Origin of the sequence: Pseudomonas sp. PSB18, assembly GCF_014596565.1 — a bacterium.
Taxonomy (GTDB): Bacteria; Pseudomonadota; Gammaproteobacteria; order Pseudomonadales; family Pseudomonadaceae; genus Aquipseudomonas.
In genome coordinates, this window is sequence record NZ_NOIN01000004.1 from 395596 (window position 1) to 419551 (window position 23956).

Consider the following 23956-nt stretch of genomic DNA (forward strand, 5'->3'; position numbering starts at 1 on the left):
GATGGGCCTGCGTTTCATCCTCGGGCTGTTGTGCTGCCTGGCAGGCGCCGCCATTGCGGCGCCCGACACGCCCGTGGCTTCACCGCACAAGGCCTACTTGAGCCTGATCATCGACGACCTGGGGCAAAACCTGCCCCGGGATCGTCGGGTATTGGCCCTCCCCGGACCGGTCGCCACCGCGATCATGCCCGACACGCCCCACGCCGCCGAATTTGCCCGCGAGGCTCACCGCGCCGGCAAGATCGTCATGCTGCACATGCCCATGGATCCGGCGACCGGGCCATTCGCCTGGCATCCCGAGCTGTCGATTGAAGAGCTGGGAAAACGCCTCGACGCCGCGTTCGCCGCCGTGCCCTATACCAGCGGGATCAACAACCACATGGGCAGCCGCATGACCGCCCAACCCCAGGCCATGGCCTGGCTGATGGCGGACTTGCAGCAGCGCCACAAGTTCTTCGTCGACAGCCGAACCAGCGCTCAGACCGTCGCGGCCGCCGAAGCCCAGAAAATTGGCCTCGCCAGTGTGTCGCGGGATGTATTCCTCGACGACGAGCGCACCGAAGCCGCCATCGCCCATCAGCTCCAGACCGCCATCGACCTGGCTCGCCGTCAGGGCTCGGCCGTGATGATCGGCCATCCCTACCCGCAAACCCTGGCGGTGCTCGAACGCGAACTGCCCCGGCTCAAGGCAAAGGGCGTCGAGTGGATCGACATCAAGTCGATGATCAGCCTGCGCAGCAATCGGGCGATGGTGGGGCATGGGAGGGATGGGGTTTATCGATAAGCGCGGCGCGGCAATCCGACGATGGGGCCAGACCGGCTAGCGCACGGCTCAGAGATAGCGCGCCATGATCGCGTCCACGGCACCTTCCTTGCGCAGCTCATCCAGGGCTTTTTGCAGCCGTGCGACCACGTCGTCGGACACGTCCTTGTTCAGCGCCAGGTACAACTCGGCACTGTTGAATCGCAGCACGGTCTTGAGATCGCTCACGCCTTCCTGACGGGCCAGGTAGCGGCCGGCCGGGTCGCCAGTGGCCCACAGGTCGATTTGACCGTTGACCAGTTTCCTGGCGTTGTCCTGGTCGCGCAGCACGACCACTGGCTTCAACCCTTGCTTGCCCAGTGTTTCGGCAATCGCATCGCCCTTGTAGGCGCCGATCCTGTATGGGCGCGCCTGCTCCAACGAGTCGAGGGCTATCTTGCTGTCCGCCCTGGCAAGCATGATCCAGTCGTCCGGACCGATGGGGCCGACCCATTTGAAAAGCGCTTCACGCTCCGGCAACCGCGCCATGACAAACACACCGTAGCCGGGATTTTCCAAGGCGAGTTTGTAGATGCGTTCCCAGGGAAAACGCAGCGTCAGGCTGTAGGTGATATCGGCGCGCTTGAAGATCTCGCGGACGATGTCCACGGCAATGCCATGAATGTTCTCGTCCTGGGCGAAGTTCTTGCCGTTCTTGGCCATGTTGTACGGTGGGAAGTTTTCCGTCAGCAGCACCAGCGACGTATCGGCCGCGCGAACGGTCCCTGCGAGCAGCAAGGTGGCGCTGGCAAAGGCAAGAACGAGGCGTTTGAGCATGTCGGGCTACCGCAATCCATGGTGTGCCCAAGAGTGCCTTGGGCCCGCCATGGTGTCCAGCAATCAGCGAATGCAGATACCGCGCTGCGCCATGTAGGCCTTGGCCTCCGGCACGGTGTATTCGCCAAAGTGGAAGATGCTCGCCGCCAGCACCGCGCTGGCGTGGCCTTCGAGAATGCCGTCGGCCAGGTGTTGCAGGTTGCCGACACCGCCGGAGGCAATCACCGGGATTCCCAGGGCATCGCTGATGGCGCGGGTGACGCCCAGGTCGAAACCATTCTTCATGCCGTCCTGGTCCATGCTGGTCAGCAGGATCTCACCGGCGCCCAGGCCTTCCATCTTCTTCGCCCACTCAACGGCGTCGAGGCCGGTTGGCTTGCGGCCGCCATGGGTGAAGATTTCCCAGCGCGGAGGCTCGCCCGGACCGGAAACCTTTTTCGCATCGATCGCCACGACAATGCACTGCGAGCCGAAACGCTCGGCAGCCTCGCCGACGAATTCAGGATTGAAGACGGCCGCGGTGTTGATGGACACCTTGTCCGCACCGGCGTTGAGCAGGTTGCGGATGTCCTGCACGGTGCGCACGCCACCGCCGACGGTCAGAGGAATGAATACCTGGCTGGCCATGCGCTCGACGGTATGCAACGTGGTATCGCGGCCATCGACGCTGGCCGTGATGTCCAGGAAGGTAATCTCGTCCGCGCCCTGTTCGTCGTAGCGACGGGCGATTTCCACCGGGTCGCCGGCGTCACGGATGTTCTCGAACTTGACGCCCTTGACCACCCGGCCGTTATCCACGTCCAGGCAAGGGATGATGCGTTTGGCCAGCGCCATGATGAGTCCTCAGCCTGTGTAGGAATCGCAGAAGGCCTGGGCCTCGGCGACGTCCAGGGTGCCTTCATAAATCGCGCGACCGGTGATCGCACCGATGATGCCGGGAGCCTTGGCGTCGAGCAGCGTCTTGATGTCGCCCAGGTTGTGGATACCGCCGGAGGCGATGACCGGAATCTTCGTCGCGGCGGCCAGGGCAGCGGTGAACGGGACATTGCAGCCCTGCATCATGCCGTCTTTGGCGATGTCGGTGTAGACGATGGCAGACACGCCGTCAGCCTCGAAGCGCCTGGCCAGGTCGATCACCTGCACGGTGCTGACTTCGGCCCAGCCGTCAGTGGCGACGAACCCGTCCTTGGCGTCCAGGCCAACGATGACCTTGCCCGGGAAGGCGCGGCAGGCTTCGGCGACGAACTCAGGTTCCTTGACCGCCTTGGTGCCGATGATCACATAGCTGACGCCGGCCTTGACGTAGTGCTCGATGGTTTCCAGCGAACGAATACCCCCGCCGATCTGGATCGGCAGGTTCGGGTAGCGCCTGGCAATGGCGGTGACCACTTCACCGTTCACCGGCTGCCCTTCGAAGGCGCCGTTCAGGTCGACCAGATGCAGGCGACGGCAGCCACCTTCCACCCACTTGGCGGCCATGCTCACCGGATCATCGGAAAATACCGTGGAGTCTTCCATCCGGCCCTGACGCAGACGTACGCAAGCGCCGTCCTTGAGATCGATAGCGGGGATAATCAGCATCTGGCAAACCTTCAAATACGAATGTTCAGCTTGGCTCGGGAATCAGTTTTTCTCGAGCGCCCACAGGTCGCTTTCGATGCTTTCGAACCTTTCCTTAAGGTGCGCCTGCACGTCGAAAATCGCCCTGTTGTAATAGTGCGGAGCAATTTCGCGGGTAAACAGGTCAAGAATTTCCGCCGCCTCGAACGAACCCAGGTCCAGTTCGAAACGATCCTCCATGAACCGCTGGATCTTGCGGTTCGCCTCACTCTCCTGCTCGGGCGTGAGGGTGAGGATGGGCGGTTTCTTGCGCGCCATTACCAGCGGCCGTCCCACGCGGCGAAATTCTGCAGCAATTGCAGGCCATGGGTATGGCTCTTCTCCGGGTGGAACTGCACGGCGAATCGCGACCCATCGGCCAGGGCTGCGGCGAAATCGACGCCATAATGACCGCTGCCCACCACCTGCCGCGCATTGCCGGCAGCGATGTAGTAGCTGTGCACGAAGTAGAAGCGCGCCAGATCCGGAATGTTGTGCCACAGCGGGTGGTCCACCGCCTGCTTCACTTCATTCCAGCCCATGTGCGGGACTTTCAGGTGTTCAGCGTCTTCATGCAGGTCCTTGCCGAAGAACTTGACCTGGCCCGGGAACATGCCGATGCAATCGACACCGGTGTTCTCTTCGCTGCGCTCGAGCAAAGCCTGCATGCCCACGCAGATGCCCAGGAACGGACGATCCTGGCTGACTTCGTGGACCAGCGAGTCGAAGCCCAGGCGACGGATCTCGGCCATGCAATCGCGAATCGCACCGACACCGGGGAATACCACCCGGTCGGCTTCGCGAATCACCTCGGCATCGCTGGTGATCAGGACCTTGCCGGCGCCCACATGCTCGAGGGCCTTGGCCACCGAGTGCAGGTTGCCCATACCGTAGTCGATAACCGCAACGGTCTGCATTACAGCACGCCCTTGGTGGAGGGCATCTGCCCGGCCATGCGGTCATCGAGTTCCACGGCCATGCGCAGGGCGCGGCCGAAAGCCTTGAACACGGTTTCGATCTGGTGGTGGGTGTTGTGCCCGCGCAGGTTGTCGATGTGCAGGGTCACGTTGGCGTGGTTGACGAAGCCCTGGAAGAACTCCTGGAACAGGTCGACGTCGAAACCGCCGACGGTAGCGCGGGTGTACGGCACATGCATCTGCAGGCCCGGACGGCCGGAGAAGTCGATGACCACCCGCGACAGCGCTTCATCGAGCGGCACATAGGCGTGGCCGTAGCGACGAATGCCCTTCTTGTCGCCGATGGCCTGGGTAAAGGCCTGCCCCAGGGTGATACCGACATCCTCCACCGTATGGTGGTCGTCGATATGCAGGTCGCCCTTGCTGACGATGTCCAGGTCGATCAGCCCGTGACGGGCGATCTGGTCCAGCATGTGCTCAAGGAAAGGCACGCCGATATCAAACCGGGCCTTACCGGTGCCATCCAGGTTGATCGAGGCTTTGATCTGGGTTTCCAGAGTGTCGCGCTCGACAGACGCCTTACGTTCGGCCATCACCAGCTCCGCAAAATCATTGGGCGAAAAAGGCAGCCATTATAGGGGCGCGAGCGACAAACAGAAACACGGGAGACGATATCACTGACGGGCTGAACCCCGCGCCGTCGGCGATAGACATGTCCATACAAGTGAGCGATGCAGTTTTTTGCCATCAGCCAGAAACAAATGTGGGAGCGAGCCTGCTCGCGATAGCGGCGGATCAGTCAACAATGATTCGACTGACACGCCTCATCGCGAACAGGCTCGCTCCCACAGGGGTCACCCGGAACCGATGGCTCCGGGATCACCTCGATGTTGCTTAGTGAAACAACACCGCCGTCTTCTGCAGGGTCACCCACACGCCCCACGCCAACGGAATACCCACCACCAGCCAAGCGGCGACTGCCAGGAGCTTGGTGCCCGGTGCGGCTTTCCATTCCAGCGAAGTGCTGCTGTCGGCGCCTTTGTCATGGCCCAGCGCCTGTTCGGCGGCCAGTTCGGCGTCGGTCATGAAGTACTTGTCGGCGACCGGGCGAACCATCAGGTTGCACAGGAAGCCCAGCACCAGCAGGCCGGAGAGGATGTACAGGGTGATGTCATAAGCGGCGGCGCGTTCTACGCCGATGCTCAACTGATACTCACGCAGGTAGTTCACCAGTACCGGGCCCAGCACGCCGGCTGCCGCCCAGGCGGTCAACAGGCGACCGTGGATCGCACCGACCATTTGCGTACCGAACAGGTCCGCCAGGTAGGCCGGCACTGTGGCGAAACCGCCGCCGTACATCGACAGGATGATGCAGAACGCCGCCACGAACAGCGCGACGCTGCCCAGGTGGCCGAGGCTCGGGATCAGCGAGTACAGGGCAACACCCAGGGCGAAGAACACGAAGTAGGTGTTTTTACGGCCCAGGTAATCCGAGAAGGATGCCCAGAAGAACCGCCCACCGATGTTGAACAGGCTCAGCAGACCGGTGAAGCCGGCGGCGATGGCGGCGATCTGGGCCAGTTGCGTGGCGTCCAGTTGACCGAATGGCAGGTCGTTGCCGAGCAATTTACCGCCGAACACTTCCTGCAGCAGTGGCGAAGCCATGCCCAGGATGCCGATACCGGCGGATACGTTCAGGCACAGCACCAGCCATACCAGGCGGAACTGCGGGGTTTTCCAGGCGACGTTCACGTGAACGTGGCGATGGGTGATCATCGCGTTCGCGGCTTTCTTCGGAGCCGGAGTCCAGCCCTCTGGCTTCCAGCCGGTCGGCGGTACGCGGTACGACAAGGCACCACCGATCATGAACACGAAATAGATCGCGGCCATGACCAGGAAGCTCTGCCATACGCCCACGCTGGTTGGCGAGGCGAAATGGTTCATCAGCGCTGCAGCCAGCGGAGCACCGACCATCGCACCGCCACCAAAGCCCATGATCGCCATGCCAGTCGCCATGCCGCGCTTGTCCGGGAACCATTTGATCAGGGTGGACACCGGGGAGATGTAGCCCAGGCCCAGACCGATACCGCCGATCACGCCGGAACCGACCCACATCAGCCAGATCTGGTGGGTATAGATACCCAGCGCGGAAATCAGCAGGCCACCGCACCAGCACAAGGCCGACACGACACCGGCCTTGCGTGGGCCGGCGTGTTCCAGCCAGCCACCCCAGATGGCTGCCGAGCAACCCAGGAAGATGAAGAACAGGGTGTAGATCCAGCCGAGCATCGAGATCGGCCAGTCGCATTGGGACGAAAAGACTTGCGAGATGAAGCTCATGTCCGGTGCGCAGGCTACCGGCTTGGTGATGCCCAAGGCCTTGGACAGTGGCAACCAGAACACCGAGAAGCCGTAGGCCATGCCGATGCAGAGGTGAATGGCCAGCGCGGCCGGTGGAACCAGCCACCGGTTGAAGCCGGACTTGGCGATGATACGTTCCTTGGAGAGGAACGCAGGCTGGTCGGCAACGCCGCCCGCCGTGATGCTCGTGCTCATTGTGTTTCCCCCAATTGTTAGAATGGTTTGCCAGCCACACATCACCCTCAGCCTTATTTGCACGCAGGCACGACTGTATTTTGCGGTGAAGCTCCCTGTTGGTGTGACATCAAGTCGCAGAAAGACGGGCGAACGGGTAAAGGTTACCATTTGCTCGTGACAGAAAAACCAAAGTGACATCACCTTTTTCATGTCATTTGTCTTATCGCGTCCTCGTTTGCTTTCTGTAGGGCGAAAGTCATTTATTTTTCAGGAATTTCCATGCCCATAATTGTCGAGCACCTGATTGAAGCCACCGGCCAGGATCGGCAGGACCTGACGAAAATCTACCTGGACGCCCCGCCACGGCTGCTCGAGCCATTCAGCGATGCCACGCAATTGATCGAGGACTACCTGCAAGATGGCTCATTGATCGCCGCTCGCTTCAACGATCGACTGCTGGGTGCTGCACGCCTGCAACGGCACCAGAACGCCTGGCACTTGTCCCAGATATGCGTACGAAATGTAACCCGTCGCCGTGGCGTAGCTGAGCGACTGGTCATCGAAGCGCAGCGGATGGCCCGGCAAGAGGGTGCCGAACTGCGCTTGCTGGCCCCGGCCGGGCACTTGATGGCCCAGGCCCTGGCAGCCAAATTGAAGCTGGCGCTGGACGAAGGTTGAGCGCCAGGGAAAACGATCACCCCAACGCACCAGCAATCCACAGCGTTATACTCGCAGGCTAAATTCTGAACTCAACCTACAAGGACTCGCCCATGAAAGCGTTCGGCAAAATCCTGGGTCTGGTACTTCTCGGGCTGTTGCTGATCATTGTGGCCTTGGGCTTTGCCCTGACCCACCTCTTCGATCCCAACGACTACAAGGAAGAGATCCGCCAGATAGCCCGCGACAAGGCCCACATTGAGCTGACCCTCAATGGCGACATCGGCTGGAGCCTGTTCCCATGGTTGGGTCTGGAATTGCACGAGGCCAGCGTCGCAACCCTGGCCAACCCGACACAACCTTTCGCCGACCTGCAGATGCTCGGTCTTTCGGTGCGAGTCATGCCGCTGCTCCGCCGGGAAGTGCAGATGAGCGACGTGCGGGTCGAAGGCCTGAACCTGCGTCTCAACCGTGACAAGAACGGCCACGGCAACTGGGAAGACATCGGCAAGGCGCCCGCTCCCACAACGACAGCGGGCACCCCGGCACCGGCCGATCAACCGGCTCCACCCGCCAGTTCCCCAGCGGAAAAACCAGCCCAGCCGACCCGCCTGGACATCGACAGCCTGACCGTGAACAACGCCCGGGTCGAATACACCGACGAGCAGACCGGCAAGCAGTTCGGCGCCGAAAGCATCCAACTGAGCACCGGCCCGGTCCACGACTCCACCAATATTCCGGTCAAGCTGACCGCCTTCCTGTCCAGCAGCCAGCCAGCGGTGCGCGTGCGGACCGAGGTCACCGGCGAACTGCGCTTCGAACGTGCCCTGCAACGCTACAAGTTCGAAGACCTGAAACTGTCTGGCGAAGTCACCGGAGATCCGCTACAGGGCAAGATCCTGAATTTCAACGCCCAGGGTCAGCTATTCCTGGACAAGGCCGCGAACGTTGCCGAATGGACCGGCATCAAGCTGTCCCTGAACCAGTTGCGCGCCTTGGGCGAACTGAAGGTCAACGACCTCGATAAAACCCCGCAGTTGAACGGCGGCGTATCGATCGCCCAGTTCGACCTGGCGAATTTTGTCGACAGCATCGGCCAGAAACTGCCGGCCATGGGCGAAGGCAGCCTGACCAAGGTCGAACTGGTCAGCCGCATCGCCGGTACCCCCACCAGCGTCGAATTCAACAACATCAATCTGAAGGTCGACGACAGCAGCTTCAGCGGTCGTATCGCCGTGGAAGACTTCGCCAAGCAGTCCCTGCGCGCACAACTCAAGGCCGACACGTTCAACGTCGACCGCTACCTGCCGCCAAAGTCCGCCGAGACCAACAGCGCCAAGGCCGCCCGCGAGGAGGAGGTCAGCAACACCGAGGCCAGTGCCATGGCCGGCGCCGGCACCACGCCGTTGCCGAACGCTCCGACTCAGGGCGCCTGGAGCAACGACCGGCTCTTTCCGGTGGAACGCCTGAGCAAACTGGACCTTGATGCCGACCTGACGTTCGGCCAACTGACCCTCGACAAACTGCCGATCCAGAATGCAGCCCTCAAGGCCACCGGCCAAGGCGGCCTGTTGACCCTGGAAAACCTGCGGGGCGACCTGTTCAACGGCAACTTCGAGGCCAAGGGCACGCTGGATGTACGCCAGCCCACGCCACAGTTGAGCCTGCAAACCCGGATCAACCGGGTACCGGCCGAGAAAATCATCGAGAGCCAAGGCAAGAATCCGCCGGTCAAAGGGCTGGTGACACTCAACAGCGCCGTGACCGCCAGCGGCAACAGCCAGAAGGCCATGATCGAGAGCCTCAACGGCAACGCCGGATTCGTCCTCAACGACGGCGTGCTGCTCAACGCCAACCTCGAACAGCAACTGTGCAAGGGCATCGCCCTGCTGAACCGCAAGAGCCTCAGCGGCGAACCCCGGGGCAAGGACACACCGTTCCAGCAACTCGATGGCAACCTGACCTTCCACAATGGCGTGGCCAGCAACCCGGACCTGAAAGTCCGCATCCCCGGCATGACCGTCAAGGGCAACGGTGACATCGACCTGCGCGTACTTGGCATGGATTACCGCGTCGGTGTCATCGTCGAAGGCGACAAGAGCGACATGCCCGACCCGGCCTGCCAGGTCAACGAACGCTACGTCGATGTCGAATGGCCGCTGCGCTGCCGTGGCCCGCTGGAGCTTGGCGCCAAGGCGTGCCGCCTGGACAACGACGGGCTGGGCAAGGTCGCGGCAAAACTGGCCGGCGACCGTCTTGGCGACAAGATCGACGAGAAGCTGGGCGACAAGGTCAGCCCCGAGTTGAAAGACGCGCTCAAGGGGCTATTCAAGCGATGAAAGCCGAGCAGTTTTCCACCGCCGTCCTGGACTGGTTCGACCGCCATGGGCGTCACGACTTGCCGTGGCAACAAGGCATCACTCCGTACCGGGTGTGGGTCTCCGAGATCATGTTGCAGCAGACCCAGGTCAGCACCGTGCTCAATTACTTCGACCGGTTCATGGCCTCGCTGCCCACCGTCGAAGCCCTGGCCGCTGCGCCGGAAGACGAAGTGCTGCACTTGTGGACCGGCCTGGGCTATTACACCCGTGCGCGCAACCTGCAGAAAACCGCGAAGATCGTCGTCGACCAGTACGGCGGCGAATTCCCCCGGGACGTGGAAAAACTCACCGAACTGCCGGGGATAGGCCTGTCTACCGCCGGCGCCATCGCCAGCATCAGCATGGGCCTGCGGGCGCCAATCCTCGATGGCAACGTCAAGCGGGTGCTGGCGCGCTTCACGGCCCAGGAAGGCTACCCGGGCGAACCCAAGGTCGCCAAACAGCTGTGGGCCACCGCCGAGCGCTTCACCCCCCAGGACCGGGTCAACGCCTACACCCAGGCAATGATGGACCTGGGAGCCACGCTCTGCACCCGCAGCAAGCCCAGTTGCCTGCTCTGTCCCCTGAAGTCAGGTTGCGAAGCCCACATGCTGGGCCTGGAAACCCGCTACCCGATCCCCAAGCCACGCAAGGAAGTCCCCAAGAAACGCACGCTGATGCCAATGCTCGCCAACCGTGAAGGCGCCATCCTGCTTTACCGTCGCCCTTCCAGCGGCCTGTGGGGCGGATTGTGGAGCCTGCCGGAACTCGACGACCTTGACGACCTGCAACATCTGGCCCTGCAACACTCCCTGGAGCTGGGCAAGCACCAGGAAATGCCCGGCCTGGTTCACACCTTCAGCCACTTCCAGTTGGCAATCGAACCCTGGCTGGTCCAGGTCCGGGAAAACGGCCATCACGTGGCCGAGGCCGACTGGCTCTGGTATAACCTCGCCACCCCGCCGCGCCTGGGCCTTGCCGCCCCGGTCAAAACCTTGCTCGAGCGCGCGGCCGCCGTATTGAACGCAGGAGAGCTGTCATGACCCGCACCATCATGTGCCGTAAATACAAAGAAGAACTGCCCGCCCTGGAACGAGCCCCCTTCCCGGGTTCTATCGGCCAGGACATCTACGACAACGTCTCGGCCAAGGCCTGGGGCGACTGGCAGAAACACCAGACCCTGCTGATCAACGAAAAACGCCTGAACATGATGAACGCCGACGACCGCAAGTACCTCCAGGGCGAAATGGCGAAGTTCTTTTCCGGCGAAGAATACGCCAAGGCCGAAGGCTACGTGCCGCCGTCCGAATAAGCTGTCCGGACCGGGGGCGAATCGTAAGCGACGGTAATAATTAAATATTTTTTGAAAACTTGCTTGACGCCCCCCTGAAAAACCCGTTTAATGCGCCCCGTTGCCCAGATAGCTCAGTCGGTAGAGCAGGGGATTGAAAATCCCCGTGTCGGCGGTTCGATTCCGTCTCTGGGCACCAAATACCGAAAACCCCGATCAAGAAATTGATCGGGGTTTTTTATTGCCTGGTGTTTTTCTCGGCGGATCATTCTGATGACAGGACCTTGGCCGTGTGAGCGACGCAAGGGGTTTCATGTTTCGCCGCTCAGAGCGTTGTTGCGCGCTCGTCTCTTCAGAGGCTGTTCAATCTACCCTTGGCGACAGGGGTAGCAGATCAACGTCCAGAAGGAACCTGCCTCCCAGGCCAAACCAAGGCAGGAATCGCGCGGATGTAGATCAACTCACTGACCAGTTCCACCAGGGTCTGAGTGATGACCGCAGCCGCTGCGAGCCCTCTGATGTCTTCGGGGAGGGCCAGCGCCAGGGGTAGCACCACCAGTGAATTACGTGTGGCACTGCTAAACGCCACCGATCTTGCCGTTGTCGCGGGCAACTTGAAGAGCCGGGCTACCCAGGCCCCCAGCAGCGGCGCCAGGAACATGAAGCCGACGTAAACGGGGATGACCGGCAATAACCTGTCCACATCCCTTACAACAAACGCAATCTGCGAAGCGATTACCACGACCAATACAGCGGCCATGGCAGGCACGGGCATCCAGGCCCAGGCGTTGTTCCATCTTTCTATGAAGGGGGACTTCTTCATCCCGGCAGCGGTGGCTATCGCCAGCACCATCGGCAAAACGATCAGCACTACAAAGGCCTCCACGAACGGACCAATAGAGATCACAACAGCTGAGTCGCCACTGAGCATGAATGCCAGGTACAGGGGTAACAGCATAAGTTGCAGAAGCAGCAGTACCGGTGTGGCTGCCAGAGTCAGCTTGGAATCACCCTTCCCGATATGAGTGAACACGACGACGTAATCGATGCACGGCGTGAGCAGAACCAGTAGGGCGCCGACAAGGATCGCCGGGTGATGGGTGAGTCCCCTGGTCAGCGCCCAGACCAGCAACGGAATGACGATGAAGTTTGCCATCAGAAGGGCCAGCATGAAGCGCCTGTTGCCAAGCCCTTCGCGAAGATCGAGAAACGGGATCTGGAGAAACATGGCGTACATGAGCACCGCGATGACAGGAGTCACCAGCGCACTCAAGACCTGGGAAGCAGCAGGCGCGACAAGGCCGGCGACGGCCGCAACGATGACAGCACCGAAGTAGATCGAAATCTGATGCTGTTCCAACTGCTCTTTGTTCAAATTATGCCCTTATGACTCGCGAGTTTCTTCGGCTGGCAACCTGAACCCAGATCCCCTCCATGGCGATGCCGGCATCTTACCTCACCCTCATCCGCACCGCGTTCGCCATGCGCTCATAGAGCCCGACCAGCTCCCGCGACGCATCGCGCAACTGGCGCGAGGCCTCGACGGCGCACTCGGCTCTTTCGCCGCCTCTGTGACTCGGCTACATTCGGCTCCCACTTGCCCTTTCCCAACAAACGAGCCGACATGGACATTACTGACCTTCCCTTTGGCACCACCGACTGGTCAACCATCGAACCCACCGAACACAAAGGTGTCACCGGAACGGCGTATTGGCGGACACAGCAGTTCGGGAATATCCGGGTGCGGATGGTTGAATACACGGCGGGGTATCTGGCTGACCACTGGTGCACCAAGGGGCACATCCTGCTTTGTCTGAAAGGTGAGCTGAACACCGAACTGGAGGATGGACGGCACTTCGTGCTCAAGCCTGGCATGAGCTACCAGGTGGCTGACCAGGCCGAGCCCCACCGGTCTTCGACATCCCAGGGCGCCACCCTGTTCGTGGTGGATTGAGGTTCGAAGCATTGGCCTTGAGGCTGTAGGATATACAGCCTTATCTCACGTCAGGAATCCGGCCCATGGCATCGGCGAACAAACAGCAGAAACGTAACCAGCGCGCCAAGGCGAAAGCCAAGCAGAACCGCGTTCAACGTGCCGCTGCGCCGAACGACTTCCTTGACCCGAACGATGAGTGCATCGATCTGGAAACGGTGGATCTGTCCGATCTGTTCAACCAGATGCGCACTGCTGAAAAAGTCAGCCAGCAGGCTATGTGCGTGGCCTTCCTCGGCCATCCACTGCTGGCGCTGGTACTGGAGCAGGAAGGTGAAGAAGAAGCCACGGATTTCATCTTCACCGCCTTGATCGAATATCGTCGCCTGACCACGGGTGTTGACGAGCAAACCGCGCTGGACTGGGTCGAAAGCCCCCAGTTCCAGGCCGATTACGTCGCTGCATCCCGGCAGTTGACGCAAGGCGCCTGATTAATTTCGCTGATTACCGCGGCTGCCTGATCGACTGGGCAGCCTGCGTCAGAATTCTCCACACACTGATACTTTCTTCGGACAGCGCCTACAGGTTCTGACGCAACTGACATAACCCCGCCTCAAACCGATCCTGCATGAATCCGTCGCTTTTCATCCAGGCCAATCAGCCTCGTCCGGCATCATCAAAATACCGATTGGAGCATCCTTTTCTGGACCGCCCACCACTTCGGCTGATATTCGATGAGTCCACTTCTACCCCAAGACGATCCAAAGCTTGCGCCGCTGATCAACGAACTCGGTGAGCTGATCCAGCAGGCACGCCGTAAAGTGCTGCGCGCCGTTGACACCCTGCAAGTACAAACCTGCTGGCAGATTGGCCGGCATATCGTTGAATTCGAGCAGCAAGGAGCAGAGCGGGCGACCTACGGGAAAAAGCTGCTGCAGACGCTGGCCAAAGAACTTACAACCAGATTCGGCAAAGGGTTTGATGAGCGCAATCTGCGGCACATGCGGGATTTTTATCAGACATTCTCAAATTGGAACGCAGTGCGTCCCGAATTGAGCTGGACCCACTACCGCACGCTTCTACGGGTGGAAAACGATAACGCCCGGCACTGGTACATGAACGAAACCGCCACGCAAAACTGGTCCACCCGCGCCCTGGAACGCCAGATCGGAACCTTCTACTACGAGCGCCTGCTGGCAAGCCGCGACCGGCCCAAGGTGAAGCAGGAGGCCTCAGCCAACCTGAAGGCATTCGATCTCGGCCCCAGGGATATCGTCAGGGATCCGGTCGTCCTGGAGTTCCTTGGGATACCCAATGCCGGCCTCCTGCTGGAAACCGACCTGGAACAGGCCCTGATCGACCAGCTACAGGGCTTCCTTCTCGAACTGGGCAAGGGCTTCGCCTTCGTTGCTCGTCAGCAGCGCATCAGCACCGAGAGCAAGGATTTCTACATCGACCTCGTCTTCTACAACTACCTACTCAAGTGCTTTGTGATTGTCGACCTCAAGCGCGGCGAACTCAGCCACCAGGACATCGGCCAGATGGACATGTACGTCCGCCTCTACGATGACCAGAGGCGCGGCCCGGACGACAAACCCACCGTCGGTATTATTCTCTGTGCACAGAAGGACGAGTCGGTAGTGCGCTACTCCGTGTTGCAAGGCAACGAACAACTTTTCGCCAGCCAGTACCAACTTGTACTCCCGACAGAAGAAGAACTACGCAATGAACTGGATCGTGAGCGGGCGCGACTTGAGGAACGACAACCGGGCACAGCGGCCGAAGGCATCTGACCCTTACGCTGATCCGGAGGTGTGTTCCAAGGCATTATCCGAGTACGAAGCGGTAAACTACCCGTCGAACAGACTACCGCCCCGCCCAAATGGCTTGAGCCGGGTACTGCCACCTGACGAATTGGAAATCGAAGCCCAATGGCCTCATTGAATAAGCAGCAGAAACGCGCCAAGCGTGCCAAAGACAAAGCAAAGCAGATCCGCATGACCGGGCGCAAATCCATTCCAATGTATGGAGACCCAGCCCACGCCACCGCTCAGCCGCCCGTGTACGTACTGGAGCTGTTCGCCAAACTGCGTGAAGCCGAAGCCATCAGCCGAAGCGAATTGCTCGACACACTGCTTTCTTCCCTGAGCGTGATGATCAGCGAACGTCCGGGTCTGCTGGACCTGAAGAACGCCGAGAACGAAAGCATGGCGGCAACCAACCTGGCCGCCGACATGCTGGTGGATTACCGCATGTGGGCCGACGACATGGACCGCGAAGCGGCACAGCGCTGGCTCAGCACCCCCGAATTCATCAAGGACTTCGGTGACGCGCTGGACCGTTATCGCCAATCGATGGAAGAGCCCGCCGGCGAGTAAGCCGATTGGTTATTCGTCACCGTTCCAATGGAACACCAGATTGCGTGCGGCCCCGCTGCCTATGCTGGCGGTGTCGCGGCGTTCCTCGCCATTGCGTGTCGCCATCACGGTGTACTTGCCCGGCGGCAGTTGCACATAAACCAGCGGCCCCGCTTCATCCAGCGTCAGCAGCGTTTGCCCTGACGCGTTATGGATCGTGACATGCACATCAGGGATGTATTTGTTTTCCGGTCCGACCGCGAAGGTCATGTGCAGGTTGTAGCCCTGCGCCTGCCCGATGGCCCGGGCTTCGTCCTCGCCGATACCACCGGAGAGATAGGTGATGCCGTTTTGCTGCAGCGGCTGAACCTGCACCCCGGCGCTGTCTATTGGGGTGAGGTTGGTGGCGTTAAGTAGGATGGGGAACAGCAGTGCACCAATTGCGATAAGACAATGGAGGGTTTTCATGATGGCAACTCCTGACTCTGGAAAGCCATCTCATTTGATTGCTTAAAAAACGTTCGGGTTTAGATCAATTGGAAGTTGGCTCAAATGCGGTTCGGAATGAAACGTTCATCCGGTTAACCCTTCCAACCCCCGCCCAAAGCTGGCACCATCGCGCCTTTTTTTACGCGACTCCCCGGGATTTTTTACCGGCAAACACGGTTCAAACAGCCGTTCGGTTGTTGATGGCGCGACAGTCTGCTGTGCCGATGCGACAAGCTGCCGCACATCACCGGTTTACCGCCCGTAGCACTGTTGGCTGCCGTTCGGACGCATGCTAGCTTGGCCGCCTCGCCAGGAAGGCTGCCAACAGCAAGGGAGCACATATCATGAGGACCGCACATGGCCCAGGCCACGCCCGCGCTTGAAATCCGCAACCTGCACAAACGCTACGGACAGCTGGAGGTGCTCAAAGGCGTCTCGCTGACCGCCCGCGACGGCGATGTGATCTCGATCCTGGGCTCCTCCGGTTCCGGCAAGTCCACGTTCCTGCGCTGCATCAACCTGCTGGAGAACCCCAATCAGGGGGAAATCCTGGTGGCCGGTGAAGCGCTCAAGCTCAAGGCCGCGAAGAACGGTGAACTGGTGGCCGCCGACGGCAAACAGATCAATCGCCTGCGCAGTGAGATTGGTTTTGTGTTTCAAAACTTTAATCTCTGGCCACACATGAGCGTGCTCGACAACATCACCGAAGCCCCACGCCGGGTGCTCGGCCAGAGCAAGGCCGAAGCGGTTGAAGTAGCCGAAGCCTTGCTGGCCAAGGTCGGCATCGCCGACAAGCGCCATGCCTATCCCGCCGAGCTGTCTGGCGGCCAGCAGCAACGCGCCGCCATCGCCCGCACCCTGGCAATGCAGCCCAAGGTGATCCTGTTCGACGAGCCCACCTCTGCCCTTGACCCGGAAATGGTCCAGGAAGTACTTAATGTGATCCGCGCCTTGGCCGAAGAAGGTCGCACCATGCTGCTGGTGACCCACGAAATGGGGTTCGCCCGTCAGGTTTCCAGCGAAGTGGTGTTCCTCCATCAGGGCCTGGTCGAAGAACAAGGATCGCCACAGCAGGTCTTCGAAAACCCGCTTTCGGCGCGCTGCAAACAATTCATGTCCAGCAACCGCTAACGGAGCAGTGCATATGCAGACTTACAAGAAATTCCTTTTGGCCGCAGCCGCCAGCCTGGTGTTCTCGGCCAACGTCATGGCGGCCGAAAAACTGAAGATGGGCATCGAAGCGGCGTACCCGCCGTTCAACAACAAGGACGCCAGCGGCCAGGTCGTGGGCTTCGACAAAGACATCGGCGATGCCCTGTGCGCCAAGATGAAGGTCGAATGCGGAGTGGAGACTTCCGATTGGGACGGCATCATCCCGGCCCTGAACGCCAAGAAGTTCGACTTCCTGATTTCCTCTCTGTCGATCACCGAAGAGCGCAAGCAGGCCGTGGACTTCACCGACCCGTACTATTCCAACAAACTGCAATTCATCGCGCCGAAGAATGTCGAGTTCAAGACCGATAAGGCTTCGCTCAAAGGCAAGGTCATCGGTGCCCAACGCGCGACCCTCGCCGGTACCTGGCTTGAAGACGAGCTGGGCAGCGACATCACAGCCAAGCTCTACGACACCCAGGAAAACGCCTACCTGGACCTGACCTCCGGCCGCGTCGACGCGATCCTGGCGGACAAATACGTGAACTACGATTGGCTGAAAACCGACGCCGGCCGTGCTTACGAATTCAAGGGTGATCCAGTGGTGGAAAGCGACAAGATCGGCATCGCCGTGCGCAAGGGTGACGACGACCTGCGCAACAAGCTGAACGCCGCGCTGAAAGAAATCCTTGCCGACGGCACCTATAAAAAGATCAACGACAAGTACTTCCCGTTCAGCATCTACTGATGCGGACATGCCTGGTCGGCGCTGCTGCACCGCAGCGCCGCCCCTTAGCAAAGCCTGCCGCGATATGAACACATACCCATGATGATCGACCTCTACGGATTCGGCCCGGCGCTTGCCGCCGGCGCACTGATGACCGTCAAACTGGCGCTCTCGGCCCTGTGCCTGGGACTGGTGCTCGGCTTGCTCGGCGCCCTGGCCAAGACCTCTAACCACAAGCCGCTGCAATGGCTTGGCGGCACCTATTCGACCCTGGTCCGCGGCGTCCCGGAATTGCTCTGGGTGCTGCTGATCTACTTCGGCACCATCAATCTGATGGGGGCCTTGGGCAAGTACTTCGGCAACCCGGACCTGGCCCTCAATCCCTTCTCCGCCGGTGTCATCGCCTTGGGCTTGTGCTTTGGCGCCTACGCCACGGAAGTGTTTCGTGGCGCGATCCTGGCGATTCCCAAAGGTCACCGCGAAGCCGGCGTGGCCTTGGGTCTGTCGAAATGGCGGATCTTTACCAAGTTGATCATGCCGCAGATGTGGCGCATTGCTCTGCCCGGCCTGGGCAATCTTTTCATGATCCTGATGAAGGACACCGCACTGGTCTCGGTGATCGGCCTGGAAGAAATCATGCGCCACGCACAGATCGGCGTGAGCGTATCCAAGCAACCGTTCACCTTCTACATGGTGGCCGCTTTCATGTACCTGGGCCTGACCGTTCTCGCCATGATCGGCATGCATCTGCTGGAGCGACGCGCCGCCCGTGGCTTTGCCAGGAGCACCCAATGAACTGGGAAGTCATCATCAAGTGGCTGCCGAAACTGGCCCAGGGCGCGACCCTGACCCTGGAACTGGTTGCCATAGCCGTGATCGCCGGCCTTCTGCTGGCGATTCCGCTGGGCATCGCCCGCTCCTCGCGCCTGTGGTACGTGCGGGCACTGCCCTACGCCTACATTTTCTTCTTCCGAGGCACGCCGCTACTGGTCCAACTGTTTCTGGTCTATTACGGCCTGGCGCAATTCGACGCCGTACGCAGCAGCGCATTGTGGCCGTACCTGCGTGATCCGTTCTGGTGTGCCACCGCCACCATGACCTTGCACACCGCCGCCTACATCGCCGAGATCCTGCGCGGCGCCATCCAGGCCATTCCAAAAGGCGAGATCGAAGCCGCGCGAGCCCTGGGCATGTCGCGGCCCAAGGCATTGTTCTACATCATGCTGCCGCGCGCCGCGCGCATCGGGCTGCCGGCCTACAGCAACGAAGTGATCCTGATGCTCAAGGCCAGCGCCCTGGCGAGCACCGTGACCCTGCTGGAACTCACCGGCATGGCCCGCACCATCATTGCCCGGACCTACCTGCCCGTGGAGATTTTTTTCGCGGCCGGCTTGTTCTACCTGGTGATAGCGTTCCTGCTGGTGCAAGGCTTCAAGCAGCTGGAACGTTGGCTACGCGTCGATGCCTGCCAGGGGCGCTGAAGCCAACGTGCTGACGGGCGCAGCGTTGCTCGCCCGTTTCATCGAGCTGGATGGATTTCTCACGACACACCAGGCGCTGTGGAAACCCCGCCCGTTTACCCACTTGCAACTGCCTTGGGAAGCGTCCTACCCGGAGCTCGCCCAGTGGCTACGCCTGCGTTCGCTGGAAGACGCGGAGAACGACCATCACCAGCCCTGGCTGATTGAACAGGCGCCAGCGCCGTTTCCGCAGTTGGCGACGCGTTCCCACGCATTGAGCGCCGTCGCAGAATTACCCGGCAGACGGCTCGAGGCGCCAGTCCAGCGCCTCAACGTCGACGTACCCGGCCGCAAGTGGCAGCAGATCGAAGCCTTCGCCAGCCGCCTGCAATTCACCACCGAACCGACCCATTGGCTCGATTGGTGCGCCGGCAAGGGCCACCTCGGCAGGCGCTTGCTGCACGGCGACCAACAGCTGACCTGCCTGGAATACGATCCCGCATTAGTCGTCAATGGCCAGCAACTGAGCCAGCGTCACCACCTGGCCGCCACGCACCTGCAACAAGACGTACTGGCACCGGAGGCGGCCCAGGCGATCCAGGCCGAGCACACGCCAGTAGCGCTACACGCCTGCGGTGACCTGCATGTCAGGTTGATGCAACTGGCCAGCACCGCCGGTTGTACCCAGTTGGCTATTGCCCCTTGCTGCTATAACCGCATCAACGCTGACCGGTATCAGCCGCTGTCCGACGCCGCCCGGGGCTCCGCCCTGCAGTTGTCCGTCGACGATCTCGGCTTGCCACTGACCGAAACCGTTACCGCCGGGGCCCGTGTGCGCAGACAACGCGATCTGTCCATGGCCCGGCGCCTGGGTTTCGACCTGCTGCAACGGCAGATCAGAGGCCGCAACGAGTACCTCCCCACCCCCTCGCTACCCACCGCGTGGCTGGATAAATCCTTCACTCAGTACTGCATCGATCTGACAGCCCTGAAAGACCTGCCCCTCGTCGGCTCGCCGGATTGGGCCGCTTTGGAAGCAGCGGGTCATCAGCGTTTGGTCGAGGTACGTAACCTGGAACTGGTGCGCGGACTTTTCCGACGGCCACTGGAGCTATGGCTAGCGCTGGATCGAGCACTTTTCCTTACTGAAAAAGGCTACAAGGTTCGCCTTGGCACTTTCTGCGAAACGCCCGTTACACCGCGAAACCTGATGTTGCTGGCAGAGCGTTGCCAAGGTAAAACAGCCTGTGGATAACTCTGTTGATGGAATATGCCAGGGTCCAATAAATCCGCGTTTTCTTGAGCAAATCACAACTGGTCATTTTTTGTTCATCAGAATAAAAAACCATTAAAACAGTCATTTGCATGCAAACGAGAAGGCTGTCACAAAATCGCAAGACGCCATCCGTCCAGTCGTCTCTGTTGTGCATAAGCGCCCAAGCTAATCGGCATAACGGTCGAAATCAGTGCAGGAAATGCGCCTGCAATTACATCTCTACCGGCACCAAACAGGTCGAAGCCCGCTACAGGACATCTCGAACAACCGCACCTGCCAAGCCCTATACCAACCCCGAAAGCTTCCGGTTCGCACCCGACCTGCGGTCCCGGCAAAAATAGTCAGAATTCAGGGGTTTACAGAAATCACTCAATCGCTATAATCGTCGCCCACACGCCGGTATAGCTCAGATGGTAGAGCAACTGACTTGTAATCAGTAGGTCCCGGGTTCGATTCCTGGTGCCGGCACCATACAAGACGAAGCCCTCGCAGAAATGCGGGGGCTTTGTTTTTATCCCAACGTAACAAACGTCATACTTTCCGAGTTCCCTTTCGCCCACCAGTCCATGCCGCTGCACAGTGGCGTCATCGACACTCGCTATTGGCGATCTTGCAGAAAATCCAGAATTGCCTGAGTAGTAGCCTCCGCTTTTTCTTCCAGTACCCAATGACCCGTGCTCTGTAAAATCAGTGAATGCGGTCGGTAACTGATATGGCTTACCTGCTCGGCCAATGTCTTGCCTCTTGAGTGATCTCCGCCGATGCTGAGAACTGGAATGGCCAGTTTGTTCTGAGCAAACGCCTGGTTGTCATTTGCGTCGCTTTCCACCCAGGCTGAATAGAGTTTGAACGCCGCCTCCATTCGTCCAGGCCGGGAGTAATCCATTACCAGTGCGTTGCGCACCTCTTCATCAACTTTAGGGTTTCCTGGATATACGAACTCATCAAAGAACATATCCAGATAGTTTTTTTCCTGCCCTCGAATCATCTTTAAAGCGGTTTCGCCGAAGAAGCGAAAATGCCATTTACTGGCGATACCATTCGCTGGATTGCCGTTATAGGGGATTTCCCACCCTGGAATGCCCGGGATGAATCCATCCATTAAGATGAGACGTTTGGTCTCCTGTGGATATTGCGCCCCATAGGCATAGGCGATGATCAGCCCCATGTCGTGACCGATAACATCCACCCGCTCCAACTTCAGGACGGCGACCAACTCATGAAGGTCGCGCGCCATATTCTTTTTATCGTATCCATCCTTCGAAATATCCGTTTCCCCGGCGCCACGATAGTCTGGAACGACAAGCGTATAGCCCTCGCGCAGAAGCCTTGCCATTAACGGCTCCCAATTTCGCCAGCTTCCCGGAAATCCGTGAATCAGCAGAACCGGCCTTTCGCCATTGCCACTCACCAGGTAGTGCATGCGGATACCGTTTACATATGCGTATTCACTTCTGAATGTCGCACCGTCAACGACGATGTTACCTGCTGGGTCTGACGGAGCGGACGTTGCTGATGTAGCCAATAAAACGCTTGGATGAATAAGCGTGCTCATTCTGACACCTTACTTAGGCCAGACGCTCCGGAACGTGACTCCCACCTTGACTCCTTAAACTAACCAAGCGGATCGAGCGTTAGCGGCGAGGCCTTAACAAATTGGAATGTTTTCAAGTGACTAGCGTGGGGAGTTAATCAATCTACTGCCACTGTCAGAAATGACAGTGCCGATAAACGGCAGAAAGGACACTGGAACACGCTCAGCATGGACTATCCGGCACGCTTTTAGCGCTCCCAGGCCTCCTGAATATGCAAGCGATCCGCACGTCGGAACTCAGGGCTATGAATGCCCAATCCCTCACCGCAAATCGCCGGGCGGGATTCATTTAATTTTTTCCTGGCCGATACTCTCAATAGACGCATCACCCGTCCCAAGGCCCCGCTGCCGCTCGACTACACTTGCCCAGACATCCCGCTCCAGGAGCAATCGACAATGAAGATCCGCACCAAGATCATAGCTTCTGGGTTGGTCAGTCTTTTCTTTGCTCTTCTACTCGGCGGTATCGGGTTGTGGGGGCATCACTCCATGACCGAGTCCCTGGTGGAGAACGAGACCAGTATTTCAGCCATGCGCAAGCACATGGAAGCGGACATGATGCACGATGCTATTCGTGCCGATGTCTTGGCTGCGCTGGTGGCAACGCCTGGGAACGCTCAGGAAGCCAAGGAAGTGCAGGAGGCTTTTGACGAGCATTCGCAACGGATGCGCAAGGTAATTGCCGAGAATGCCGAGGCGAAGCTGCCGGAGGTGGTCGCCAAGGCCATTGTCGAATTGAAACCGCAGGCCGATACCTACATCGAGAAAGCCCGGCAGGTGATCGGTAAGGTGCTCGGTGGCGCCAAGGATGTACAAGCGCTGCGGACGGAGTTCAACGCAGCGTTTTCGGCGTTGGAGGAGCGCAATGAAGCAGTGAGCGAGTTGATCGAGAATCAGGCCCAGGCTTCTCGCGAGCATCAGGATGACAGCATCCAGTCTTCGGGGCGCTGGCTGGTGGTGACGTTACTGGCCACCTGCGTGGCACTGATACTGTTGTCCTGGAGCTTGCTCAAGGCTGTGCTCACACCGTTGAACAAAATCATCCTCAATACCCAGGCGATTTCCCAGGGCGATCTGCAACGGTCCATGGGGGCGCATGGCAGGGATGAGCTGGGTCAATTGCAGAGCGTCATTGAACAGATGCAAGCCAACCTGCGGCAGATGATCGCCACGATCCGCAGTCAGAGCGACGAGTTGCACGGCACGTCCCGGACCTTGGGCGACACCGCCAGGCAAATTGTCTCCAGCGCCGATCAACAAGCCCAGAGCGCGACCAGCATGGCGGCGAGCATGGAGCAGATGATGGCAAACATCAGCCAGATCCATCAGCACGCCGACAGCGCCCGGACGATTTCGGCGCAGTCGGAACAACTGGCAAGCAGCGGCGGACAAGTGATTCTCGGAGTGGTGGAAGGCATGAGCCGCATCGCCGAGGTGGTCAATCAGTCCTCCAGCAAAATTACGGCCCTGGACGCTTCGTCCGAAGACATTCATTCCATCATCCAGGTGATCAAAAGCATCGCCGAGCAAACCAACCTGTTGGCGCTTAACGCCGCCATCGAAGCCGCCCGCGCCGGTGAGGCAGGCCGTGGTTTTGCCGTGGTTGCCGATGAAGTGCGCAACCTGGCGGCGCGCACCACCCAGTCCACCCAGGAAATCACTGCGATGATCGAGCGCATCCAGACCAGTGCCCGGGATGCCGTGTCCAACATGCAGGCTTGCGTCAGTCGCGTGGATGAAGGGGTGAACCTGGCCCAGCAGGCCGGGGTATCCATCAGCGAAATCCGCACCGGCGCCCGTCATGCCGCCGAAGTGGTCGAGGAAATTTCCCAGACGATTGCCGAACAATCGAAGGCCAGTGATGAGATGGCTCAGCGGGTGGAATCGATTGCCGCCCAGTCACGGGAAAACACGCTCTCTATTCACCACCTGCAGCAAACCGCCAACCAATTGAACACTGCGGCGGGGTCGATGCAGTCTTCGGTGCAGCAGTTCAAGATCTAGTAGCCTCCCCCAAGGGCTGCATG

25 protein-coding genes and 2 tRNA genes are annotated in these 23956 nt (G+C 59.8%); 17 read left to right on the forward strand and 10 right to left on the reverse strand.

Translation table 11 applies throughout. The features are described 5' to 3' along the window. Position 1: 1 nt before the first annotated feature. On the forward strand, positions 2 to 784 hold the full coding sequence (locus CGA22_RS12695; protein ID WP_041024711.1) for a divergent polysaccharide deacetylase family protein: 783 nt from the start codon (positions 2 to 4) through the stop codon (positions 782 to 784). A gap of 48 nt (positions 785 to 832) precedes the next feature. On the opposite strand, the gene CGA22_RS12700 is transcribed toward CGA22_RS12695, so the two are convergent. From CGA22_RS12700 to CGA22_RS12730, 7 genes are all read right to left on the reverse strand, one after another. After that, positions 833 to 1579, reverse strand: a complete 747-nt coding sequence (locus CGA22_RS12700) for a substrate-binding periplasmic protein (protein WP_041024710.1) — start codon at positions 1577 to 1579, stop codon at positions 833 to 835. A gap of 63 nt (positions 1580 to 1642) precedes the next feature. After that, complete coding sequence (gene hisF / locus CGA22_RS12705; protein WP_041024709.1) at positions 1643 to 2413, reverse strand: imidazole glycerol phosphate synthase subunit HisF; 771 nt, start codon at positions 2411 to 2413, stop codon at positions 1643 to 1645. 9 nt (positions 2414 to 2422) lie between these two features. After that, complete coding sequence (gene hisA, locus CGA22_RS12710; protein ID WP_047699828.1) at positions 2423 to 3160, reverse strand: 1-(5-phosphoribosyl)-5-[(5-phosphoribosylamino)methylideneamino]imidazole-4-carboxamide isomerase; 738 nt, start codon at positions 3158 to 3160, stop codon at positions 2423 to 2425. A gap of 42 nt (positions 3161 to 3202) precedes the next feature. Continuing rightward, positions 3203 to 3457: a DUF2164 domain-containing protein gene (locus CGA22_RS12715; protein ID WP_033034336.1), complete on the reverse strand. Its 255-nt coding sequence runs from the start codon at positions 3455 to 3457 to the stop codon at positions 3203 to 3205. After that, complete coding sequence (hisH, locus tag CGA22_RS12720; RefSeq protein WP_041024707.1) at positions 3457 to 4095, reverse strand: imidazole glycerol phosphate synthase subunit HisH; 639 nt, start codon at positions 4093 to 4095, stop codon at positions 3457 to 3459. Before hisH ends, CGA22_RS12715 begins: the two co-directional genes overlap by 1 nt. Next, positions 4095 to 4688, reverse strand: coding sequence for an imidazoleglycerol-phosphate dehydratase HisB (gene hisB / locus CGA22_RS12725; RefSeq protein WP_024778052.1), 594 nt, complete (start codon positions 4686 to 4688; stop codon positions 4095 to 4097). Before hisB ends, hisH begins: the two co-directional genes overlap by 1 nt. A 301-nt stretch (positions 4689 to 4989) precedes the next feature. Next, complete coding sequence (locus CGA22_RS12730; protein WP_041024706.1) at positions 4990 to 6651, reverse strand: OFA family MFS transporter; 1662 nt, start codon at positions 6649 to 6651, stop codon at positions 4990 to 4992. A gap of 261 nt (positions 6652 to 6912) precedes the next feature. Here CGA22_RS12730 and panM point away from each other — a divergent pair, with 261 nt between their 5' ends. The 5 genes from panM to CGA22_RS12755 all read left to right on the forward strand — a co-directional run bounded on the left by panM (position 6913) and on the right by CGA22_RS12755 (position 11140). Next, positions 6913 to 7311 (forward strand): aspartate 1-decarboxylase autocleavage activator PanM, encoded by a 399-nt coding sequence (gene panM, locus CGA22_RS12735; protein WP_041024705.1) that lies wholly within the window; start codon positions 6913 to 6915, stop codon positions 7309 to 7311. A 92-nt stretch (positions 7312 to 7403) separates the two neighbouring features. Beyond that, a complete protein-coding gene (locus CGA22_RS12740) occupies positions 7404 to 9629 on the forward strand; it encodes an AsmA family protein (protein ID WP_041024704.1) in 2226 nt (741 codons plus the stop codon). Beyond that, the gene (mutY, locus tag CGA22_RS12745; protein ID WP_041024703.1) at positions 9626 to 10693 is read left to right on the forward strand and encodes an A/G-specific adenine glycosylase; all 1068 of its coding nucleotides are present in this window, start codon (positions 9626 to 9628) and stop codon (positions 10691 to 10693) included. The genes CGA22_RS12740 and mutY overlap by 4 nt, the downstream gene beginning before the upstream one ends. Further along, on the forward strand, positions 10690 to 10962 hold the full coding sequence (locus CGA22_RS12750; protein WP_024778047.1) for an oxidative damage protection protein: 273 nt from the start codon (positions 10690 to 10692) through the stop codon (positions 10960 to 10962). Before mutY ends, CGA22_RS12750 begins: the two co-directional genes overlap by 4 nt. 102 nt (positions 10963 to 11064) lie before the next feature. Next, positions 11065 to 11140 (forward strand) — tRNA-Phe (locus tag CGA22_RS12755). Between the two features lie 195 nt (positions 11141 to 11335). Here CGA22_RS12755 and CGA22_RS12760 read toward each other — a convergent pair. Then, on the reverse strand, positions 11336 to 12316 hold the full coding sequence (locus CGA22_RS12760) for an arsenic resistance protein (RefSeq protein WP_041024702.1): 981 nt from the start codon (positions 12314 to 12316) through the stop codon (positions 11336 to 11338). Between the two features lie 249 nt (positions 12317 to 12565). Here CGA22_RS12760 and CGA22_RS12765 point away from each other — a divergent pair, with 249 nt between their 5' ends. From CGA22_RS12765 to CGA22_RS12780, 4 genes are all read left to right on the forward strand, one after another. Then, a complete protein-coding gene (locus tag CGA22_RS12765; protein ID WP_041024701.1) occupies positions 12566 to 12895 on the forward strand; it encodes a DHCW motif cupin fold protein in 330 nt (109 codons plus the stop codon). A gap of 65 nt (positions 12896 to 12960) precedes the next feature. Further along, positions 12961 to 13365: a hypothetical protein gene (locus CGA22_RS12770; protein ID WP_041024700.1), complete on the forward strand. Its 405-nt coding sequence runs from the start codon at positions 12961 to 12963 to the stop codon at positions 13363 to 13365. Between the two features lie 243 nt (positions 13366 to 13608). Continuing rightward, a complete protein-coding gene (locus tag CGA22_RS12775; protein ID WP_041024699.1) occupies positions 13609 to 14667 on the forward strand; it encodes a YhcG family protein in 1059 nt (352 codons plus the stop codon). Between the two features lie 138 nt (positions 14668 to 14805). Beyond that, entirely contained in the window at positions 14806 to 15252 is a 447-nt protein-coding gene (locus tag CGA22_RS12780; protein WP_041024698.1) for a hypothetical protein, read from the forward strand. A 9-nt stretch (positions 15253 to 15261) separates the two neighbouring features. On the opposite strand, the gene CGA22_RS12785 is transcribed toward CGA22_RS12780, so the two are convergent. Then, positions 15262 to 15699 (reverse strand): hypothetical protein, encoded by a 438-nt coding sequence (locus CGA22_RS12785; RefSeq protein WP_041024697.1) that lies wholly within the window; start codon positions 15697 to 15699, stop codon positions 15262 to 15264. 378 nt (positions 15700 to 16077) lie between these two features. On the opposite strand from CGA22_RS12785, the gene CGA22_RS12790 reads away from it, so the two are divergent. From CGA22_RS12790 to CGA22_RS12815, 6 genes are all read left to right on the forward strand, one after another. Then, positions 16078 to 16851, forward strand: coding sequence for an ABC transporter ATP-binding protein (locus tag CGA22_RS12790; RefSeq protein WP_041024696.1), 774 nt, complete (start codon positions 16078 to 16080; stop codon positions 16849 to 16851). 13 nt (positions 16852 to 16864) lie between these two features. Beyond that, on the forward strand, positions 16865 to 17620 hold the full coding sequence (locus tag CGA22_RS12795) for an ABC transporter substrate-binding protein (protein ID WP_188258603.1): 756 nt from the start codon (positions 16865 to 16867) through the stop codon (positions 17618 to 17620). A 78-nt stretch (positions 17621 to 17698) separates the two neighbouring features. Beyond that, positions 17699 to 18394, forward strand: coding sequence for an ABC transporter permease (locus CGA22_RS12800; RefSeq protein WP_041023463.1), 696 nt, complete (start codon positions 17699 to 17701; stop codon positions 18392 to 18394). Continuing rightward, complete coding sequence (locus tag CGA22_RS12805; RefSeq protein WP_041023462.1) at positions 18391 to 19080, forward strand: ABC transporter permease; 690 nt, start codon at positions 18391 to 18393, stop codon at positions 19078 to 19080. The genes CGA22_RS12800 and CGA22_RS12805 overlap by 4 nt, the downstream gene beginning before the upstream one ends. Next, the gene (locus CGA22_RS12810) at positions 19061 to 20314 is read left to right on the forward strand and encodes a methyltransferase (RefSeq protein WP_041023461.1); all 1254 of its coding nucleotides are present in this window, start codon (positions 19061 to 19063) and stop codon (positions 20312 to 20314) included. Before CGA22_RS12805 ends, CGA22_RS12810 begins: the two co-directional genes overlap by 20 nt. A 416-nt stretch (positions 20315 to 20730) precedes the next feature. After that, positions 20731 to 20806 (forward strand) — tRNA-Thr (locus CGA22_RS12815). Positions 20807 to 20933: 127 nt separating this feature from the next. On the opposite strand, the gene CGA22_RS12820 is transcribed toward CGA22_RS12815, so the two are convergent. Further along, positions 20934 to 21890, reverse strand: a complete 957-nt coding sequence (locus CGA22_RS12820; RefSeq protein WP_041023460.1) for an alpha/beta fold hydrolase — start codon at positions 21888 to 21890, stop codon at positions 20934 to 20936. Positions 21891 to 22325: 435 nt separating this feature from the next. Between CGA22_RS12820 and CGA22_RS12825 the strand changes: the two genes are divergently transcribed. After that, the gene (locus CGA22_RS12825; protein WP_041023459.1) at positions 22326 to 23933 is read left to right on the forward strand and encodes a methyl-accepting chemotaxis protein; all 1608 of its coding nucleotides are present in this window, start codon (positions 22326 to 22328) and stop codon (positions 23931 to 23933) included. Positions 23934 to 23956: the final 23 nt, after the last annotated feature.

Excerpts from the sequence above, each read along its gene's own strand:
- hisH (WP_041024707.1), bottom strand. The coding sequence starts at position 4,095 with ATGCAGACCGTTGCGGTTATCGACTACGGTATGGGCAACCTGCACTCG.
- CGA22_RS12770 (WP_041024700.1), top strand. The coding sequence starts at position 12,961 with ATGGCATCGGCGAACAAACAGCAGAAACGTAACCAGCGCGCCAAGGCG.
- CGA22_RS12715 (WP_033034336.1), bottom strand. The coding sequence starts at position 3,457 with ATGGCGCGCAAGAAACCGCCCATCCTCACCCTCACGCCCGAGCAGGAG.
- CGA22_RS12740 (WP_041024704.1), top strand. The coding sequence starts at position 7,404 with ATGAAAGCGTTCGGCAAAATCCTGGGTCTGGTACTTCTCGGGCTGTTG.
- CGA22_RS12780 (WP_041024698.1), top strand. The coding sequence starts at position 14,806 with ATGGCCTCATTGAATAAGCAGCAGAAACGCGCCAAGCGTGCCAAAGAC.
- mutY (WP_041024703.1), top strand. The coding sequence starts at position 9,626 with ATGAAAGCCGAGCAGTTTTCCACCGCCGTCCTGGACTGGTTCGACCGC.
- CGA22_RS12775 (WP_041024699.1), top strand. The coding sequence starts at position 13,609 with ATGAGTCCACTTCTACCCCAAGACGATCCAAAGCTTGCGCCGCTGATC.
- hisB (WP_024778052.1), bottom strand. The coding sequence starts at position 4,688 with ATGGCCGAACGTAAGGCGTCTGTCGAGCGCGACACTCTGGAAACCCAG.
- hisF (WP_041024709.1), bottom strand. The coding sequence starts at position 2,413 with ATGGCGCTGGCCAAACGCATCATCCCTTGCCTGGACGTGGATAACGGC.
- CGA22_RS12810 (WP_041023461.1), top strand. The coding sequence starts at position 19,061 with ATGCCTGCCAGGGGCGCTGAAGCCAACGTGCTGACGGGCGCAGCGTTG.
- CGA22_RS12700 (WP_041024710.1), bottom strand. The coding sequence starts at position 1,579 with ATGCTCAAACGCCTCGTTCTTGCCTTTGCCAGCGCCACCTTGCTGCTC.
- CGA22_RS12820 (WP_041023460.1), bottom strand. The coding sequence starts at position 21,890 with ATGAGCACGCTTATTCATCCAAGCGTTTTATTGGCTACATCAGCAACG.
- CGA22_RS12795 (WP_188258603.1), top strand. The coding sequence starts at position 16,865 with ATGCAGACTTACAAGAAATTCCTTTTGGCCGCAGCCGCCAGCCTGGTG.
- CGA22_RS12730 (WP_041024706.1), bottom strand. The coding sequence starts at position 6,651 with ATGAGCACGAGCATCACGGCGGGCGGCGTTGCCGACCAGCCTGCGTTC.
- panM (WP_041024705.1), top strand. The coding sequence starts at position 6,913 with ATGCCCATAATTGTCGAGCACCTGATTGAAGCCACCGGCCAGGATCGG.
- hisA (WP_047699828.1), bottom strand. The coding sequence starts at position 3,160 with ATGCTGATTATCCCCGCTATCGATCTCAAGGACGGCGCTTGCGTACGT.
- CGA22_RS12800 (WP_041023463.1), top strand. The coding sequence starts at position 17,699 with ATGATGATCGACCTCTACGGATTCGGCCCGGCGCTTGCCGCCGGCGCA.
- CGA22_RS12695 (WP_041024711.1), top strand. The coding sequence starts at position 2 with ATGGGCCTGCGTTTCATCCTCGGGCTGTTGTGCTGCCTGGCAGGCGCC.
- CGA22_RS12825 (WP_041023459.1), top strand. The coding sequence starts at position 22,326 with ATGAAGATCCGCACCAAGATCATAGCTTCTGGGTTGGTCAGTCTTTTC.
- CGA22_RS12805 (WP_041023462.1), top strand. The coding sequence starts at position 18,391 with ATGAACTGGGAAGTCATCATCAAGTGGCTGCCGAAACTGGCCCAGGGC.
- CGA22_RS12790 (WP_041024696.1), top strand. The coding sequence starts at position 16,078 with ATGGCCCAGGCCACGCCCGCGCTTGAAATCCGCAACCTGCACAAACGC.
- CGA22_RS12765 (WP_041024701.1), top strand. The coding sequence starts at position 12,566 with ATGGACATTACTGACCTTCCCTTTGGCACCACCGACTGGTCAACCATC.
- CGA22_RS12785 (WP_041024697.1), bottom strand. The coding sequence starts at position 15,699 with ATGAAAACCCTCCATTGTCTTATCGCAATTGGTGCACTGCTGTTCCCC.
- CGA22_RS12750 (WP_024778047.1), top strand. The coding sequence starts at position 10,690 with ATGACCCGCACCATCATGTGCCGTAAATACAAAGAAGAACTGCCCGCC.